This window comes from Loigolactobacillus jiayinensis (assembly GCF_003946445.1).
Classification (GTDB): Bacteria; Bacillota; Bacilli; order Lactobacillales; family Lactobacillaceae; genus Loigolactobacillus; species Loigolactobacillus jiayinensis.
The window spans coordinates 25,428-42,630 of the sequence record NZ_RHOF01000032.1 but is presented as its reverse complement, the minus strand read 5'-3'; the positions used below and the strand labels follow the sequence as shown (position 1 = coordinate 42,630).

Annotated in this window: 14 protein-coding genes and 1 other annotated feature; of the genes, 8 read left to right on the top strand and 6 right to left on the bottom strand. The window is 48.2% G+C overall.

Annotation, left to right across the window (positions count from 1 at the left end):
* Positions 1-322 precede the first annotated feature (322 nt).
* Positions 323-1,045, top strand: a complete 723-nt coding sequence (gene sfsA / locus EKM80_RS09325; RefSeq protein WP_125552855.1) for a DNA/RNA nuclease SfsA — start codon at positions 323-325, stop codon at positions 1,043-1,045.
* On the opposite strand, the gene EKM80_RS09320 is transcribed toward sfsA, so the two are convergent.
* The 5 genes from EKM80_RS09320 to ilvD form a co-directional block, all read right to left on the bottom strand.
* Entirely contained in the window at positions 1,029-1,961 is a 933-nt protein-coding gene (locus tag EKM80_RS09320; protein WP_125552854.1) for a lactate/malate family dehydrogenase, read from the bottom strand. The two genes, sfsA and EKM80_RS09320, sit on opposite strands and share 17 nt — an antisense overlap.
* Before the next feature lie 117 nt (positions 1,962-2,078).
* Complete coding sequence (locus EKM80_RS09315; RefSeq protein WP_125552853.1) at positions 2,079-3,293, bottom strand: MFS transporter; 1,215 nt, start codon at positions 3,291-3,293, stop codon at positions 2,079-2,081.
* Positions 3,294-3,359: 66 nt separating this feature from the next.
* Positions 3,360-4,334, bottom strand: coding sequence for a bile acid:sodium symporter family protein (locus tag EKM80_RS09310; protein WP_125552852.1), 975 nt, complete (start codon positions 4,332-4,334; stop codon positions 3,360-3,362).
* A gap of 560 nt (positions 4,335-4,894) precedes the next feature.
* The gene (locus tag EKM80_RS09305; RefSeq protein WP_125552851.1) at positions 4,895-5,218 is read right to left on the bottom strand and encodes a metal-sulfur cluster assembly factor; all 324 of its coding nucleotides are present in this window, start codon (positions 5,216-5,218) and stop codon (positions 4,895-4,897) included.
* Positions 5,219-5,522: 304 nt separating this feature from the next.
* Positions 5,523-7,271, bottom strand: a complete 1,749-nt coding sequence (ilvD, locus tag EKM80_RS09300) for a dihydroxy-acid dehydratase (protein WP_125552850.1) — start codon at positions 7,269-7,271, stop codon at positions 5,523-5,525.
* A gap of 487 nt (positions 7,272-7,758) precedes the next feature.
* Here ilvD and EKM80_RS09295 point away from each other — a divergent pair, with 487 nt between their 5' ends.
* From EKM80_RS09295 to EKM80_RS09270, 6 genes are all read left to right on the top strand, one after another.
* Positions 7,759-8,277 (top strand): zinc ribbon domain-containing protein, encoded by a 519-nt coding sequence (locus tag EKM80_RS09295; protein ID WP_125552849.1) that lies wholly within the window; start codon positions 7,759-7,761, stop codon positions 8,275-8,277.
* A 69-nt stretch (positions 8,278-8,346) separates the two neighbouring features.
* Positions 8,347-8,594, top strand: a binding site (T-box leader).
* 168 nt (positions 8,595-8,762) lie between these two features.
* On the top strand, positions 8,763-10,463 hold the full coding sequence (gene ilvB, locus EKM80_RS09290) for a biosynthetic-type acetolactate synthase large subunit (RefSeq protein ID WP_125552848.1): 1,701 nt from the start codon (positions 8,763-8,765) through the stop codon (positions 10,461-10,463).
* Positions 10,464-10,946 carry an acetolactate synthase small subunit gene (ilvN, locus tag EKM80_RS09285; RefSeq protein WP_125552847.1) on the top strand — a complete coding sequence of 161 codons (483 nt, stop codon included), beginning with the start codon at positions 10,464-10,466 and terminating at the stop codon, positions 10,944-10,946.
* 318 nt (positions 10,947-11,264) lie between these two features.
* Positions 11,265-12,275 carry a ketol-acid reductoisomerase gene (gene ilvC, locus EKM80_RS09280; protein WP_125552846.1) on the top strand — a complete coding sequence of 337 codons (1,011 nt, stop codon included), beginning with the start codon at positions 11,265-11,267 and terminating at the stop codon, positions 12,273-12,275.
* A 518-nt stretch (positions 12,276-12,793) separates the two neighbouring features.
* Positions 12,794-14,071, top strand: coding sequence for a threonine ammonia-lyase IlvA (ilvA, locus tag EKM80_RS09275; protein ID WP_125552845.1), 1,278 nt, complete (start codon positions 12,794-12,796; stop codon positions 14,069-14,071).
* A 526-nt stretch (positions 14,072-14,597) separates the two neighbouring features.
* Positions 14,598-15,380 (top strand): ABC transporter ATP-binding protein, encoded by a 783-nt coding sequence (locus EKM80_RS09270; RefSeq protein ID WP_125552844.1) that lies wholly within the window; start codon positions 14,598-14,600, stop codon positions 15,378-15,380.
* Between the two features lie 105 nt (positions 15,381-15,485).
* On the opposite strand, the gene EKM80_RS09265 is transcribed toward EKM80_RS09270, so the two are convergent.
* Complete coding sequence (locus tag EKM80_RS09265) at positions 15,486-15,869, bottom strand: Rid family detoxifying hydrolase (protein WP_125552843.1); 384 nt, start codon at positions 15,867-15,869, stop codon at positions 15,486-15,488.
* A gap of 200 nt (positions 15,870-16,069) precedes the next feature.
* Here EKM80_RS09265 and EKM80_RS09260 point away from each other — a divergent pair, with 200 nt between their 5' ends.
* Entirely contained in the window at positions 16,070-17,101 is a 1,032-nt protein-coding gene (locus EKM80_RS09260) for a branched-chain amino acid aminotransferase (RefSeq protein ID WP_125552842.1), read from the top strand.
* Positions 17,102-17,203: the final 102 nt, after the last annotated feature.

The window sequence follows — 17,203 nt, the reverse complement described above, 5'->3', positions numbered from 1 at the left end:
ATCTTATCGTTAAGCTAGGCTATACTCCATAACCTAACCGCTTTTTCCCCGCACTCTGATTGGAAACGTGGGTGAAAAAGCACTGTCGCTCGGCTTTCCAACACTATTACAATAGTATTAGTTACCTGTGCACTGTCATTAAGTAACAGCTTGCTTCCCGTTGTCGATTGGACTAAGCCGAAGTGCGGCAAGTCCAAGTCGCAGCAGCCTGCACATAGCTACGCTTAGCGAACGATCCACTTCGTGTATCTTATCGTTAAGCTAGGCTATGCTCCGGCTCCTAACCGCTTTTTCCCCGCACTCTAGAATAGAGGTGTGTTCTTTGCAATACCCAAATAGTCAGCTGGCTCGTTTTGTTGCGCGGCCTAATCGATTTATCGCCACCTGCCGTTTGCACGATGAGTTGGTGCAAGTTCACGTGAAGAATACTGGCCGCAATAAGGAAATTCTCCAGCCCGATGTACCGGTGGCGCTGGTTAAAAGTGATAACCCCAAGCGGAAAACGCAATATGATTTGGTGGCGGCGCAGGTTGGTGCGCGCTGGATCAATATTGACAGCCAAGCGCCGAATCAAGTCGCCTACGACAGTATTTTGTCTGGCGCCATTCAGCTGCCGGGGATTGCCACCACGGATATCATGACGCTGAAGCGCGAAGTTACCTTTGAAGATGCGCGTTTTGATATTTTTGGCAGCACCGCCACTCAGCCATTTTTCGTGGAGTTAAAAGGGGTGACGCTGGCCAATGGTACGCTGGCCGCTTTTCCTGATGCACCGACTAGCCGTGCCGCCAAGCATGTGGCCACGTTGGTGCGCGCGCAACAAGCGGGCTACCAAGCTTATTTGTGTTTTATCGTCCAAATGAGTGGCATTGATGCGGTGACTATTTACGCGCAACGCGATCCTGCGCTGTACGCCGCAATTTTAGCCGCCAAAAAAGCCGGCGTCCACCTGCTAGCCTATGGCTGTGCGGTGACGCCGGCAACGTTAGCAACCACTAAGTCGATCCCAATTGACTTAGCGCAAGTATTCACTGAGGTGAGCTAGCGACCATTAAATCTAAATTTTGCTGGATATAAGAAGCGGAATGGTTGAACGCCGCCTGTTCTTCCTGCGGCAAATCAATGTCGACGACCCGCAAAGCGCCAGTGCGGCCGATCATCGTGGGCTGACCAATATACAATTGATGGTCAGTGTTCCAACTGGAAACGGGCAAGGTGACGTGGGCGTCGCTGTAGATTGCCTGGATCAACGTGATCGTAGCGCCAGCAATACCATAGCTAGAAAAACCTTTGCCATCAATGATCTGCCATGCGCGGTCGTGGATGGCTTTTTCTAGTGCCACCAAATCGGTGCAATGCTGCGCCAAGGCGTGTTTGATTGGCTGCGTGCCAACGGTGATGGTCGACCACGCGGTGAATTGCGCTTTGCGGTGGGCGCCTAAGGTATAGCCGCTGACATCCTTTGGTGAAATGCTTAATTCCTCAGCGATGGCGCGGCGCATCCGCATTGTATCGAGCAGGGTGCCGGTGCCTAAAACTTGTTGGTGCGGCAAATTAGTCAACCGCTGTAAATAAGTGGTGCTCACATCGCAAGGATTGGTGATGTTCAACAAAATCCCGTTAAACCCACTGAGCATGATCTGCGGCGCTGCTTCCGCGATGATTTGACTGGCAACGCGTAATTCGGCTTGTTGAATGTTGACGCCACTATCAAAAATTGAAATGTTCCCGGCGGCAATGACCACAATATCAGCGTCCCGTAACTGCCAATAATCTTGAATAATGATCTGCGTGTGCGTCGTTAAACCAGCTTGGGTGTCCTCTAGATCCAATTTTTCCCCGTGGGCGACTTGATCGTTGCGATCGATCAACACCAATTCATCGGCAATGCCCTTAGTGACCAAAGTATACGCGAGCGCCGCGCCTACGTGGCCCAAACCGATAATACCAATTTTCCGCAAAAGAAAATACCTCCTCGTATAATAGTAAAGCAGATGCGCTAATTTGCAAACGCTTACCTAACGCTTATAGTATACGCAAAATTTGCGGAAAAGTCTTTGCTTTTTTTAGCTTCTCATCTAAGTTTCATTTTGTGCTGGATGTAACAAGGGCCGACTGGTAAAACGGATCACGACCAAATTGATCACCAACAAGCCGGCGGTCATCGCGAAAACGCCGCGATAATCAAACTGACCAGAGATCACGGCACCTAACATTGGGCCGACCACACTCCCCACCGCCTGAAACGACTGATTGTAGCTGAAAATGCGGCCAAAAACGCTTTGCGGCACGTGCTGCGTCATAATCGTTTGCACTGCAGGTAACAAAGCCGCGTCAGAAACGCCGACTAACAAACGCAAGAAGCCCAGCTGCCAAATATTTTGCACGAAACTCATCGGAATAAAAACCAAGGTTGCAAAGGTTAACCCAGCGAGCAACACTTTTTCCGGGCCAACGCGATCACTTAATGCCCCTAAAGCTGGCGCGCAGACTAAGGTGACCGCGCCGGGCAAGGCCGCCACCACGCCACTGACCATGGCGATCGGCCCATGCTGATGTAGCAATTCACCGACGAACAAACTAATGATCGGCGTCACCGACATATTGGCCGCCTGAATGATCAAGGTGGTGACAAACATGCCGATGATCAATTGTGGGTAACGCAGCTGATGAAAAATCTGCTTAGTCGGCAACATTTGATCAGCCGCCACCGGTGTAAATTGTTCATGCACGAGCAACAAAGTGGTGACAAAAACCACGGCCATTAAGGCGCCGGTGACGAAAAACGTACTACGATAGCCAAAGGTACCGGCGATCACGCCACCTAATAGCGGGCCTAACAAGGTACCGACCACGTTCCCAGTAGCCAGCGTGCCCATAGCCTTACCACTATGTTCGCGCGGCGCCGCGGCGGCCACGATCGCGTTGGCGTTATTGATGTAGCCGGAAAAAGCGCCTTGGAGCGCCCGCAAAATGATCAAACTAGTGATGCCGCGCACCAACCCACAAGCGGTGATGGTAAAGGTCATCCCTAAAGCCGCGCGCAAGCACATGATTTTACGCCCGTGCGCATCGGCCAACTGCCCCCAAAACGGCGACACAATCGCCTTAACCAGAAAAGTGATCGCAAAAGCAATCCCACTTAACATGGTCAATTGCGGCTTGGTGAAGTCGCCTAACGTTTTAATAAATAGCGGCAGGAAGGGCATCGTCATCGAAAAGCCCATTCCCGTCATGAAATTTCCGGCCCAAAGTACGGCCAAATTCTGTTGCCAAGTCGCTTTCTTTTGCATAAATTCGCCTTCTTAATAGTAAAAAATAGGATCAGCGCGCAACTGCCGCCGGTCCCATTTTTATTGCTAACTGTGTTGTAAAACTGCTTTGGCCGCAACCGATTGCTCTTTTTTCAGGTCCTTGTTGCGCCAATATGACGACAACGTTGAGCCGGAAATGTTGTGCCAGATACTGAAAATCGTTGACGGGATAGCAGCAGCGGGATGGAAATACTGCATTGCTAAGGTGGCGCCTAACGCAGAATCCTGCATGCCAACCTCAAAGGTGATGGCCTTACGTTGCGGATAATTTAAGCGGATCAAATGGGAGAACAGGAAACCAAGGCCGTAGCCGGATAAATTATGTAAAATGACAACGGGGATCACTAACGCAGTTTGGGCCGTGAATAAATGGGCGTGGTTAGCGGCAAAGACGGCGCAAACGATCAATAAAATAGCTGTTTGTGAAACTAATGGTAACACATGATTGACCGCCGCGATCCGATCACCGAAAATCGTATGGACTAACACACCAAGGAAGACGGGCAACAACACGATGCGGATCGCGCCTAAGAATAAGGAAGCTGCCGGAATCGTGACCCACTGACCAGCGTACAACATCAACAATGAAGGCAACATGATCGGTGCCAACAACGTTGATAACATGCCGATGGAAACATCCAAAGCCACATCGCCGCCAGCTAAGTAGGCCATCACATTTGACGAGGTCCCACTAGGACACGAGCCAACCAAGATAACACCAACTGCTGTCGGGCCGGATAAATGAAAAATCAAGCAGAGCAAGTAGGCGATTCCAGGCATGATGACATAATGGGCAACTGTCCCAGCGATGACAGGCCAAGGCCGCCGCAAAATCCGCGCGAAATCCTTCCGTGACAACGTTAGGCCCATGCCGAACAAAACAACACCAAGTAACAACGACGTGTGCGGCGCAATCGCCGTACCAAAACTAGGAACAAAGAAACTAAACGCCGCCACAACGACGACTAAAAGGGTAAACCATTTGCTGACCCAATTACCAACTGCTTCAACTTTCTGCATAAAAAAGACCTCCAAGTGTATGTGAATGGGTGTTGTACACCCAATAATTAAAATTAATGGTGCGGTGCTGTGCTGACTTTAGTCGGCGGAAACGTGAGTGAAAAATCAGCAGCTTGAACATAGCTACGCAAGTCAAACGCATCACTGCGTGCTGCTTATTGCCTTGCTAGGCTAATGCTCAGAAGCTAAGCGCTTTTTCACTGCACTCTGGCTGAAACGTGGTTGAAAAAGCACTGTCGCTCGGCTTTCCAACACTATTACACTAGTATTAGTTGCCTGTGCACTGTCATTAAGTAACAGCTTGCTTCCCGTTGTCGATTGGACTAAGCCGAAGTGCGGCAAGTCCAAGTCGCAGTTTATTGCGTATAGCTACGCAGGTCGAACGAGCCATTTCATGTCTCTTATCGCCCTGCTCCTAGCGCTTTTTCACTGCACTCTGGCTGAAACGTGGTTGAAAAAGCAGCAGCTTGCACATAGCTACGCTTGGCGAACGCATCACTTCGTGCTACTTATCGTCAAGCTAGGCTATGCTCCAGCTGCTAAGCGCTTTTTCAACCACTCTAATGCACTCCTAATGCGATTCTTGCATAGCGGCTCATTTTATCGATGTTCCACGCGGGTTCCCAGACTAGGTTGATCTGCACGGATGTGACTTCTGGCAGCGCGGTTAGGGCGTTGTCGATCATTTGTTCTAGTACATCGGAAATTGGGCAGCCCATGGTGGTTAGGGTCATGGTGACTGTGGCCACGTGATCGACCATGCTCAGGCCGTAGATCAAACCGAGGTTGACCACGTCGCAACCGAGTTCAGGGTCGATCACGGTATTTAAAGCATCCAACATGCGATCCTGCAAATCAGTGGCACTTTTAGTGGTTTCGACCATTGATCAACGCTTCCTTTCACGAGCTATAAGGGACAAAAGCTGCGGCATGAGTAAAATCTGCCACAGCCGTTTTATCTCTGAATTATCGTTGAAACATGTGCCATAAGCTACTGTCACTCGTTCTTAACAACACTGCTCAGCAAGTATCAAAATTGGAACTTATTTGCCAAATAGTGTTTGCTTCCCGTTGTCGATTGGACTAAGCCAAAGTACGGCAAGTCCAAGTCGCAGCTCCTTCCGCTATTGTGAAGTAGTAGGCTAATGCTCAGGAGCTAAGCAGCTTATGGCACACTCTTACTTCAGCCTATTTTTCTTCTGGTCCGAATAATTCGTCGGCGCCTTTCATGATGCCGCCGGTGTTGGCTGATGTGACCAAATAAGTGTAACGAGCTAAGTAACCTTGGCGGACTTTTGGCTGGAATGGCTTCAATTCTTTGCGCCGTTCCGCAAATTCAGCTTCGGAAACGTTGACGTCTAAGGTCCGCTTGATCATGTCGATCGTGATCTCATCGCCATCATGGATCAACGCAATCGGACCACCAGCGGCAGCTTCAGGTGAAATGTGACCAACGGCGATCCCGTGAGTGGCGCCGGAGAAACGGCCATCGGTGATCAGGCCAACATCACGGCCTAAGCCACGGCCAACTAGGTCAGAGGTGGGGTTCAACATTTCTGGCATACCAGGGCCGCCTTTTGGACCTTCATAACGGATAACCACGACGTCGCCTTTTTTGACTGTGCCGTCATCGATGCCGGTAACCGCGTCATCATGGGAGTCGAAGCAAACGGCTTTCCCGGTGAAAACGCGGATGTCAGGATCAACGCCGCCAACTTTCAACACGGAACCATCAGGGGCAATGTTGCCGTAAAGAACGGACAAGCCGCCTTCATTAGAGTAAGGATTGTCCAGTGGCCGGATGACTTCATGGTTCAAACTCTTAGCGCCAGCAACGTTTTCACGCAGCGTTTTACCGGTGATCGTTGGCCGATCAGGGTGAATGATGCCGCCTTTTTCAATCAGTTCATTAATGATGGCCGGCATCCCGCCAGCTTCATGCACATCTTGCATAGTCCAAGATGACGAGGGGGCGATTTTGGCTAAAAATGGGGTCTTGGCGGCGATGGCGTTAATATCGCGTTCACTATAATCAACGCCAGCTTCATGAGCGATGGCCAACACGTGCAAAACGGTGTTGGTCGAACCTCCCATAGCCATGTCAAGTGCGATACAGTCATCAAAAGTTTCCTTAGTCAACAGATCGCGTGGCCGAATATTATCCTTGACCACGTTCATCAATTGCTTAGCAGCTTTGCGGACTAAATCGCGGCGTTCTTCGGAAACGGCTAAGGCAGTCCCGTTATACGGTAGCGCCAAGCCACTCATTTCCATCAAACAGTTCATCGAGTTAGCGGTAAACATGCCGGCGCAAGAACCACAGCTAGGACAAGCATTTTGTTCTAGTTGTAGGAAATCTTCCTTGCTAAGTTTGCCGGACTTAAAAGCACCAACGGCTTCAAACATGTTGGAAAGCGTGACGGCTTTACCGTTGGGATCAAGCCCAGCTTTCATTGGACCACCAGAAACAAAAACGGAAGGAACGTTGGTCCGTGCCGCAGCCATCATCATGCCAGGTGAGATTTTGTCACAGTTAGGCATGTAGAGGACACCGTCAAACCAATGCGCGTTGACCACAGTCTCGGCAGCATCGGCGATAATTTCCCGACTTGGTAAAGAGTAGCGCATCCCAATATGACCCATGGCGATCCCATCATCAACGCCGATCGTGTTAAATTCAAACGGAATCCCGCCAGCCTCGCGAATCGCTTGCTTTGCGACATCAGCCAATTCACGTAAATGAACGTGGCCGGGAATGATTTCTATGTACGAGTTACAGATGGCGATAAACGGTTTCTTCATATCATCAGTGTTTTTGACTTTACCAGTGGCGTACAGCAAGCTACGCCCTGGTGCCCGATCGTCGCCGACCGTAATTTCGTCACTACGCTTCTGCATATCTTTACCTGAGATCGAAAAATTCAAGGTGTCACTCATTTTGGATCAGCTCCTTTTATGATTGTTAAATGTGAATTAGATTAGGAAAAGTTGTAATGGTGCAAATATTAACACCGAATATTTTAATCGTCAACCGCAAAAATAAATTAATTATTTTCAAAAACACTGTTGACAAGGGATATACAGCCGTGTAGAATTAGCCTCAATCGAAATATAATTTAATCATTATCTAATTTAACGGCTTCGACGAGGAAGAGTAGTCGATTGCAGTACCTGAACAGAGAGCCTTGTTAGCTGAGAGAGGCAGTACTGTTATTGATGAAAGTAACCTTTCAGCTATCTGCTGAACAAAGTAGGCGGGATTGGGAGTGCCCATTATCGCACCAACGCATCAACTTTAGAAGGGATGAGCTAGCTCGTTTCTATGTGTGTGTTCTATCTACAGGTTCCAAGCAGACATAGCATTCTGATTTCTAAAGTTTGTGCGCGGCAGAGGCATTTACGGTGACGTAAGTGTAAATTAAAGGTGGTAACGCGCGAAAGCGTCCTTAGTGATCTCATTCAAAGAGATTACTTTGGGCGCTTTTTTTTTCGTCAAAAACGTGTTCCAGAAGGCAGCCTTTTTCGCTTAGCTCCGCTTGGCAATATCGTCAAACTAGCTACTGGACGCCTTCGCTCACACATTAGCGTGTTCTTTGACAACTACATCTTGAAGGCAGCCACTGAATTTGAATCCAGCGACTTACGGCGGCAAAAAACCGTAAAGCGCGCATTTACTGAATTTACTATAGAAGAATACCATTACTGTGAGAATCGAAAGGGGAGTTCCATTATGGAAACAACTTATGAAATGATCGTCTGCGCTAACTGCAATCACACTGTCCCTAGCGGCAACTACTGCACCTGCTGCGGTCAACACCTCTTTGAAGAACAAGGACACAATGTATTCAGCACCAGCTTCTGCGTCAATTGCGGCGCCCAAACACCAAACGCGAAGTATTGCAGCGTTTGCGGCTTTGAAAAAGATTTTGACCGTTATTTCTAAAAAAGTGTTGACAATGAGTAAAAGATAAGTGTAATATGTGCATTATAGAAATTGACTTACATTTAAATTAATAATGTGTTGACGAGCAAAAGTATTTTTCAGCGTTTGGACAAGCGAACCGCGTTTGGTGAGAGGCGGTACCAATGATGATCAAGAAAATCGGCTCTGAGCAATGAATCGAAAACCTAGTAGAATTCACTGGCTGCCACCATTATCTGGCTAGCGTATCGGCAATTTTTTGCCCGCACGCGAAGAGGTGGCTGCAGTAATGCAGTCCACAAATAAAGGTGGTACCACGTTAATACAACGTCCTTCAAGATAGTTATTTATCTCGAAGGACGTTTTTTTGTTCCCATAAGCACCAAACAAGCTGATTTGAACTGATTTCAAAAAAAGTTTTAAAAAGTTGTTGACAATCTCAAAATAAAGAGTAAATTAAGTTACATTAAATCTAATCGTATTTTAATCAAAATGGAGGTGAGCAGATGCAAGCACCAGAAGAACAGCCCATGCCAGCACGTAATGGCGCTGAATTATTGCTTGATACATTAACTGCACAAAATGTCGAAATGATTTTCGGCTACCCGGGTGGCGCAGTCCTCCCGCTCTACGACGCTATTTATCGCCAACAATTCCGTCACATCCTTGTCCGGCATGAGCAGGCCGCTGCTCACGCTGCCGAAGGTTACGCTAAAGCAACCGGCAAGCCCGGCGTCGTTTTTGTCACTAGTGGTCCTGGCGCAACCAATGCCATTACCGGTATTGCCGACGCGATGATGGATTCCGCACCACTAGTTGTTTTCACCGGCCAAGTTGGCACGCAAGCCATTGGCAGTGATGCTTTCCAAGAAGCCGATATCTTAAGCATGACGGCCTCGATCACCAAGAATAATTATCAAGTCCACGATGTCCGTGACTTGCCACGGGTTATCAACGAAGCGTTCTATGTTGCTTCAACTGGGCGTAAAGGGCCAGTGTTGATCGACTTGCCGAAGAATATCGCTAATCAAACGACCAACGCGCCTTTCCCTGATAGCGTCAACTTACCCCAATATCAACCAGCACCAACAGTTGATAAGCACCAAGTGGCTCAGCTGATGCAAGCCTTAAGTCAGGCACATAAGCCAGTATTATTAGTCGGCAATGGCGTTCACGCCGCCGCAGCGCAAACTGAAGTTCAACGTTTCGCGCAGCGTTACCAAGTACCAGTTGTGGCAACTCTGTTAGGGCTTGGCGTTATGCCAACCACAGCACCATTATTCTTAGGCATGGGCGGGATGCACGGTACCTACGCCGCGAACATGGCGTTATCCGAGTGCGATTTATTGATCAATGTGGGCTCGCGCTTCGATGATCGCCTAGCCACGGCGCCGGCTAAGTTCGCTCCCCACGCTACGATCGCACACATCGATATCGATGCTGCCGAGATGAACAAAATCATTGCCACCACGTATCAAATCGTCGGTGACGCTAAAACGGTTTTGAAATTGATGCTACGTAGTTCAGCGGCACGGCCGGAAGTGGCAGCCTGGCACGAACAGTTACAACAATGGCAGGCTGAGCACCCCATGCGCTACCAAAAGAGTGCCACGGAAATCAAGCCGCAGCAGGTCGTCCAGTTAGTGGGCGAGCTCACGCATGGCGATGCTTACGTGGTTACCGATGTCGGCCAGCACCAAATGTGGGCCGCGCAGTATTACCCATTTAAACACCAGCACCAACTGATCACCAGCGGCGGCCTTGGCACAATGGGCTTCGGCCTTCCCGCAGCGATCGGCGCCAAATTGGCTCACCCCGAGCAGCCAGTCGTGTTATTTGTCGGTGATGGCGGTATCCAAATGACTAGTGAAGAGCTAGAAGTCATCGCAACTTATGACTTGGATATCAAAATTGTACTATTAAATAACCACACGTTAGGCATGGTGCGCCAATGGCAAGATCTCTTCTATGATCAACGGCGTTCAGAAACAATGTTTGAACATCAGCCGAATTTCATGAAACTGGCGGAAGCGTACGGCTTAGCCGGCCATCAACTCACTGATCCACAAACGGTGGCCGCTGATTTAGCCGCAGCTTTTGCCGCACCCCACGCGGCCCTGATCGAAGTCGCCATTCCAGCCTTGGAGCCGGTGATGCCGATGATCGCACCCGGGAGTGCTAATAATGAAATGATGGAGAGTGATTAAATGCGACGGTTACTTACTTGTCTATTGAGCAATAATCCAGGCGTACTGAATCGCTTTACTGGGACGCTAACACGACGTCAAGTCAACATTGACAGCATTTCAATTAGTCCAGTTGGCGATAAAAGCGCGTCACGCGTGACGGCCGCCGTCTACTTAGATGACGAAGCCGTGGCGAAGCAGTTAGTGGCACAGCTAAATAAGCAAATCGATGTGTTGGAGATCCACGATATTACAGAACAACCACATATCGAACGCGAGTTGGCGCTGATCCGCGTCAACGCCGCAACGAACAAACGGGCGGAGTTGTTCGCAATGGTACAACCATTTCGCGCAGATGTCGTCGACGTCGCGCTAGATTCACTCATGATCCAAATTACCGGTTCACGCGAAAAAGTTAACGCACTACTCCGCGTGGTCCAACCGTACGGCGTCACTCAAGTCGTACGCACCGGGGTTGCAGGCTTTACCAGAGCAGAAGGATAGCGTGTGACGGTAAGCGGTCAGCTTCTGGAATATAACTACGCTTGACGATAAGTGACACGAAGTGGCGCGTTCGCCAAGCGTAGTTATATGGAAGAAGTTGCTTACCGGAACACATTTTCACTATCCTAGTGACGAGCACTCGCCACACTCAATCTCAAAAAAGTCTGAGCACTAATTCGCACCAACGGCACCACTTAATTCAGGTCACAGTTTCGCTTCGACCTATATAATAGGAAGAAAGACGAAAATTTGCGATAAATTTTGGTTACAGAAAGCAGTGTGGTTACTGCTTTCAATTCGAAAAATGGAGGGTTTTATATGTCAGTAGAAATGTTATACGAGAAAGATGTCACCACTAATTACTTAGAAGGTCAAACAATCGCCGTTATCGGTTATGGTGCTCAAGGCCATGCCCAAGCAAACAACTTCCGTGATTCTGGCTTCCACGTTATCATCGGCGTTCGTCCTGGTAAGTCATTTGATAAAGCTAAAAAAGATGGCTTCGAAGTTTATTCAGTTGCTGAAGCAGCTGAAAAAGGTGACGTTGTTCAAATGCTGACACCAGATGAAGTCATGTCGGATGTTTACAAGAATGAAGTTGCTGATCATCTGAAACCAGGCAACACACTCGGCTTCTCCCATGGCTTCAACGTTTACTATAAAGAAATCGTACCTCCAGAATTTGTCGACGTTACCATGATGGCACCTAAAGGCCCAGGTAACTTATGCCGTCGTACTTATAAAGAAGGTTTCGGCGTGCCTGCACTTTACGGTGCTGAACAAGATGCAACTGGCCATGCCGAAGACAAGTCTAAAGAATTGGCTAAAGCTAATGGTGCCGCTCGTGCCGGGCTTTTGAAGACAACCTTCAAAGAAGAAACTGATGAAGATCTGTTCGGTGAACAAAACGTCTTAATGGGCGGGGTAACATCATTGATCGAAACTGGCTTTGAAGTTTTGACTGAAGACGGCTACTCACCACAATTGGCTTACTTCGAAGTTGAACATGAAATGAAATTAATCTGTGATTTGATCTATGAAGGCGGCTTTAACAAGATGTACGCTGATTGCTCAAATACTTCTGAATATGGTTCATACGTCGTTGGCCCTAAGGTTGTCGGTCCTGAATCAAAACAAGCAATGAAGAATGCTTTGAAAGAAATCCAAAACGGCAAATTTGCTAAAGACTTCATGGCTGACTACCGTGCTGGTTTCCCAGAATTGAAACGCCTACGCGAACGTTCAGCTAACTCACAATTATCACAAGTTGGTGCTGAATTACGTGCCCATATGCCATTCGTTACCGAAGCTGACAAATACAGCGACTAGAGTGCGTTTGAAAAAGCGTTCAGACTTTACTCCGCAACAGGGGCAGTTTACTAACCAAAACCGTTAATAAACTCTGATGCTACGGGCAATGACCATTCTTGTGGCAAAAATCGTACCGCAAGAAACATGGCTTTGAGCACTAGCCTAGCTAGGCGCAGAAGGCTGCTTTTTCAACCACGTTTGCGCTAATTAGTTGCAGAAACTAATTAGCGTTCAGGTTTCAAATATAGCTGAAAATAACACGGCCAAATCGTTCAATGGAAAATGAGTCAAGGGGTAACTTTTGTCCCGGGCTCTTTTTCTTTACATAGCGCAGCGTATTTGGAAAAGTGTTCCAGCTGTCTTTCCAAACACGTTTCCGCAACTTCGCTGGTAACCTAACAAACAGGTAGCCCATAGCGAAAAACATAGCACCACACATAAAACATAAGTAGCAAAACATAAGCGTCAAAACATAAGTACCAAAACATAAGTACCAAAACACATAATGAACGACAAAACTGAAGGGATGTGACTAGATGGTCGCCGTACAAAAAGAATCCGCATTACTTACTAAAACTGACGTCGATAAAGCTTATGAGGTGTTACGGCCGATTATTCGCCACACGCCGCTCCAATACGATGTCTATTTATCGCAAAAATACCATTGCCAAGTCTACTTAAAACGCGAAGATCTCCAAAGCGTGCGCTCATTCAAAATTCGTGGCGCTTACTACGCCATTGCCGATACGCCAGCAGAACAGCGGGCGCGCGGGGTTGTCTGTGCCAGCGCAGGTAATCACGCACAAGGCGTGGCTTGGACTTGCCACCAGATGCAAGTCCCCGCGACAATTTTCATGCCGGTGACAACACCGAAACAGAAAGTCGGCCAAGTTGAATTTTTTGGTGGTACTGACGTCACGATCAAGCTGATCGGTGACACGTTTGACGCTGCGGCAGCGGCTGCGGAAGCTTTCTGCAAAGAAAACGACCAAACGTTTATTGCCCCATTTAACGATAAACGAACCATGGCGGGACAAGGCACCTTGGCGTTGGAGACGTTGGCGGACGCGGAAAAAATTGGCATCAACGTTGATTACATGTTTGCGGCAATTGGTGGTGGCGGCCTGATCAGTGGTGTGGCCGCTTACGTTAAGGGCACCAATCCCGCAACTAAAGTCGTCGGCGTTGAACCAGTTGGTGCCGCTTCAATGAAAGCTGCCTTAGCCACTGGCGGCCCAATCGCGCTCAGTGAAATGGACACCTTCGTGGATGGTGCTGCCGTGAAAAAAGCGGGCCCGCTAACTTACGCGAACGTAAAAGCATACGTCGATGATGTTATCGCCGTGCCAGAAGGCCAAGTCTGCAGCGCGATTCTCGATTTATATAGCAAAGAAGCAATTGTCGCTGAACCAGCCGGTGCCTTGAGCGTCGCTGCTTTGGCGACCCAACAAGAACAAATCGCCGGTAAAACAGTCGTTTGCGTGATCAGTGGCGGCAATAATGATATTAACCGCATGCAAGAAATCGAAGAACGTTCCTTGATTTTTGAAGGTTATCAACATTACTTCATCGTTAATTTCCCACAACGCCCCGGCGCATTAAAGGAAGTCGTCAACGAAATTCTCAGCCCAGATGACGATATCACAAAATTTGAGTACACAAAAAAAGTCAATCGCGGCAACGGCCCAGTGCTGATTGGCGTACGCCTAGGCGACAAAGCCACACTACCCGGCTTACTAGAACGACTAGCTAATTTTGACCCTAACTACATTAATCTAAAAGAAAACCAAATGCTGTATACAATGATGGTTTAGAGTGGTTGAAAAAGCGATTAGAAGCTGGAGCATAGCCTAGCAAGGCAATAAGCAACACGAAGTGATGCGTTTGACTTGCGTAGCTATGTGCAAGCAGCTGCGACTTGGACTTGCCGCACTTCGGCTTAGTCCAATCGACAACGGGAAGCAAGCTGTTACCTATTAACGATGCGCAAATAACGGATACTTAGCGAATAGTGTTGTCGAGTCGAGCGACAGTGCTTTTTCAACCACTTTTCCGTCAGCAACGGAAATAACAAAGCTAGTAGAACGATAAGATATACGCAGTGATGCGTTCGACCTGCGTAGCTATACGTAAGCAGCTGCGACTTGGACTTGCCGCACTTCGGCCTGTCACGTTTCCGCCAGCAACGGAAACAACAGAGCTAACATGGCAGCAAGGCAATAAGATACATGCAGTGGATCGTTCGACCTGCGTGCAAGCTTCTGTATGTTCGCCCCGCCTCTGTTTAACGCAGTCCAACACCTGTTACCGCAATTACGCTTACTGAAGGGAAAGATCGTCATGGCAAAAATTCTAGATTTTCAAAATGTGAGCTTAGAACGCGGTGAGCGCACGATTTTACACAACATTACATGGACGACCCACACGCATGAAAATTGGGCGATCCTCGGCCTAAATGGCGCCGGTAAAACCACATTGCTGAAGCTGATCCACGGTGACATGTGGCCCACTACTGGGCGCTTGGAGGTGCTCGGCGGCGTGTTTGGTCATACCTCGATTCCAGAATTACAACGTAAAATCGGCTGGGTCAGCACCGCACTACAGGATGCCTTACACGTTGGCGAGCGCGTCGAAAAAATCGTTTTGTCCGGCAAATTCGCCAGCATTGGCGTTTACGAACACTACACAGCAGCGGATATGGCGCAGGCCAAGCAATACCTTGAGCAAATGGGCGGCAGTGCTTTAATTGGCAAACGCTACGCCACGCTGTCGCAAGGTGAGCGGCAAACGGTGCTGATTGCGCGGGCGCTAATGGCACGGCCGCAACTGCTGATTCTCGACGAACCCTGTAATGGGCTAGATTTGTTCGCCCGCGAACGCCTGCTGCAGCACGTGGCGCAATTGGCGGCAGCACCTGACAGCCCGGCGTTATTATTCGTGTCACATTACACGGAAGAGCTGTTGCCTTGCTTCCAAAATGTGTTGCTGCTGCGTGATGGCCAAATCGTGCGCCAAGGCACGCGGGCAGCGTTGTTAAATCAGGCGGTGCTATCAGACTTTTATCCCGCACCAATTCAAACAGCGACATTAAGCGGTGAGCGCTTGGCCGTTTATCCACAATAATAACCATAGCATAATCTGTTCGTTATGGGAACTAACGTTTGCATTAGACTTAACGTTACCGGTTTCAAAAAAACGCGCAACCACCACGGGTGCGCGTTTTTACACTTATTTGCTGGCGATATATTCGATTTCGATCAAAGCACCAGCTGGCAGTTGCGCAACTTCAACGGTTGAGCGTGCCGGCAATGTTGGCGCGTCGGCGAAGGCTGCGGCGTATAAGTCGTTGACCTGGGCAAAAGTGGCCACGTCGTCGAGGAAAATTGTCGTTTTAACAATATCAGCAAACGTCATGTCGGCCGCCGCTAAAACTTGGCCGATATTCGCCAAAACTTGTTTCGTTTGTGCTGTAATATCGGCGGCGACTAATTTACCGCTGGCAGGATCAATACCAACTTGGCCGGAACCGTAAAGTGTGTTGTCGACAAGGACCGCCTGTGAATATGGTCCTAAGGCCGCGGGTGCTTGCTCAGTTGCGATTAATTTTTTCATGAAATAGGTCACCTCATTAGTTAGATTAAATTAATCATACATTTGATTGTGCTTAAAGTAAATGTAATTATGATACAAAATATATTAAGTTTAATCAGGAATTTTAGAAACACGGTTGACAAAATGGCGGTAGGTTACTACACTTAATATTAAAATTAGATAATAAACATCATTGTTTTATAATTTAAGGGGGAAACATCATGTCAGTTAAAGCTAGTGAAGTTGATTTTGATAATTTAGGGTTCGATTATATGGACCTACCATACCGTTTTCGCGCGTATTATCGCGATGGGGAATGGCAAGAAGCAGGGTTGACTGATGATCCCAACATCCACATCAATGAAGGTTCAACAATTTTACATTACGGCCAAGGGTCATTTGAAGGCTTGAAAGCTTACCGCACCAAAGACGGCAGCATCAACCTTTTCCGGCCTGATCAAAACGCCAAGCGGATGGTCGATTCTTGCGAACGTCTTTTAATGCCAGCTTTCCCACAAGACAAATTTGTCGACGCGGTTAAGCAAGTCGTTAAAGCCAACGCTGATTTCATCCCACCATATGGCAACGGCGGTACCTTATACCTACGTCCTTACATGGTCGGTGTCGGCGGCAATATCGGTGTCCATCCCGCTAAAGAATACATTTTCTCAATTTTCGCCATGCCCGTTGGTAACTATTTCAAGGGTGGCTTGACACCAACTGCCTTCATCACATCTGAATACGATCGTGCCGCACATAAAGGGACTGGCGCTAACAAAGTCGGCGGTAACTACGCTGCCAGCTTGTTCCCAGGCCAGTACGCTCATGAAAATGGCTTCAGTGACTGTATCTACCTTGATCCAGTTTCTCATCGTAAGGTCGAAGAAGTCGGTTCCGCTAACTTCTTCGGTATCACGAAGGACGACATTTTCGTAACACCAAAGTCACCATCGATCTTGCCTTCGATCACTAAGTTCTCACTATTGTACTTGGCCAAAGAACGCTTAGGCTTAGGCACTGAACAAGGCGACGTTTACGTTGACCAATTTGACCGCTTTAAGGAAGCCGGCGCCTGTGGTACTGCCGCCGTTATTTCCCCAATTGGCAGTGTTACACATGAAGGCAACAAGCACGTCTTCTACTCCGAAACTGAAGTTGGCCCAGTTACAAGAAAGCTTTATGACACCTTGACTGGCATCCAATTCGGCGACGTCGAAGCCCCAGAAGGTTGGATCCAAAAGGTCGAACTTTAATATCATATTAAAAGCATTCTGACTGAAATTAAATTCACTTAGAATGCTTTTTGTTTGGCCAAATGCAATCTGTTTAGCGGCTGCAGGCGAAAATAATTGTAT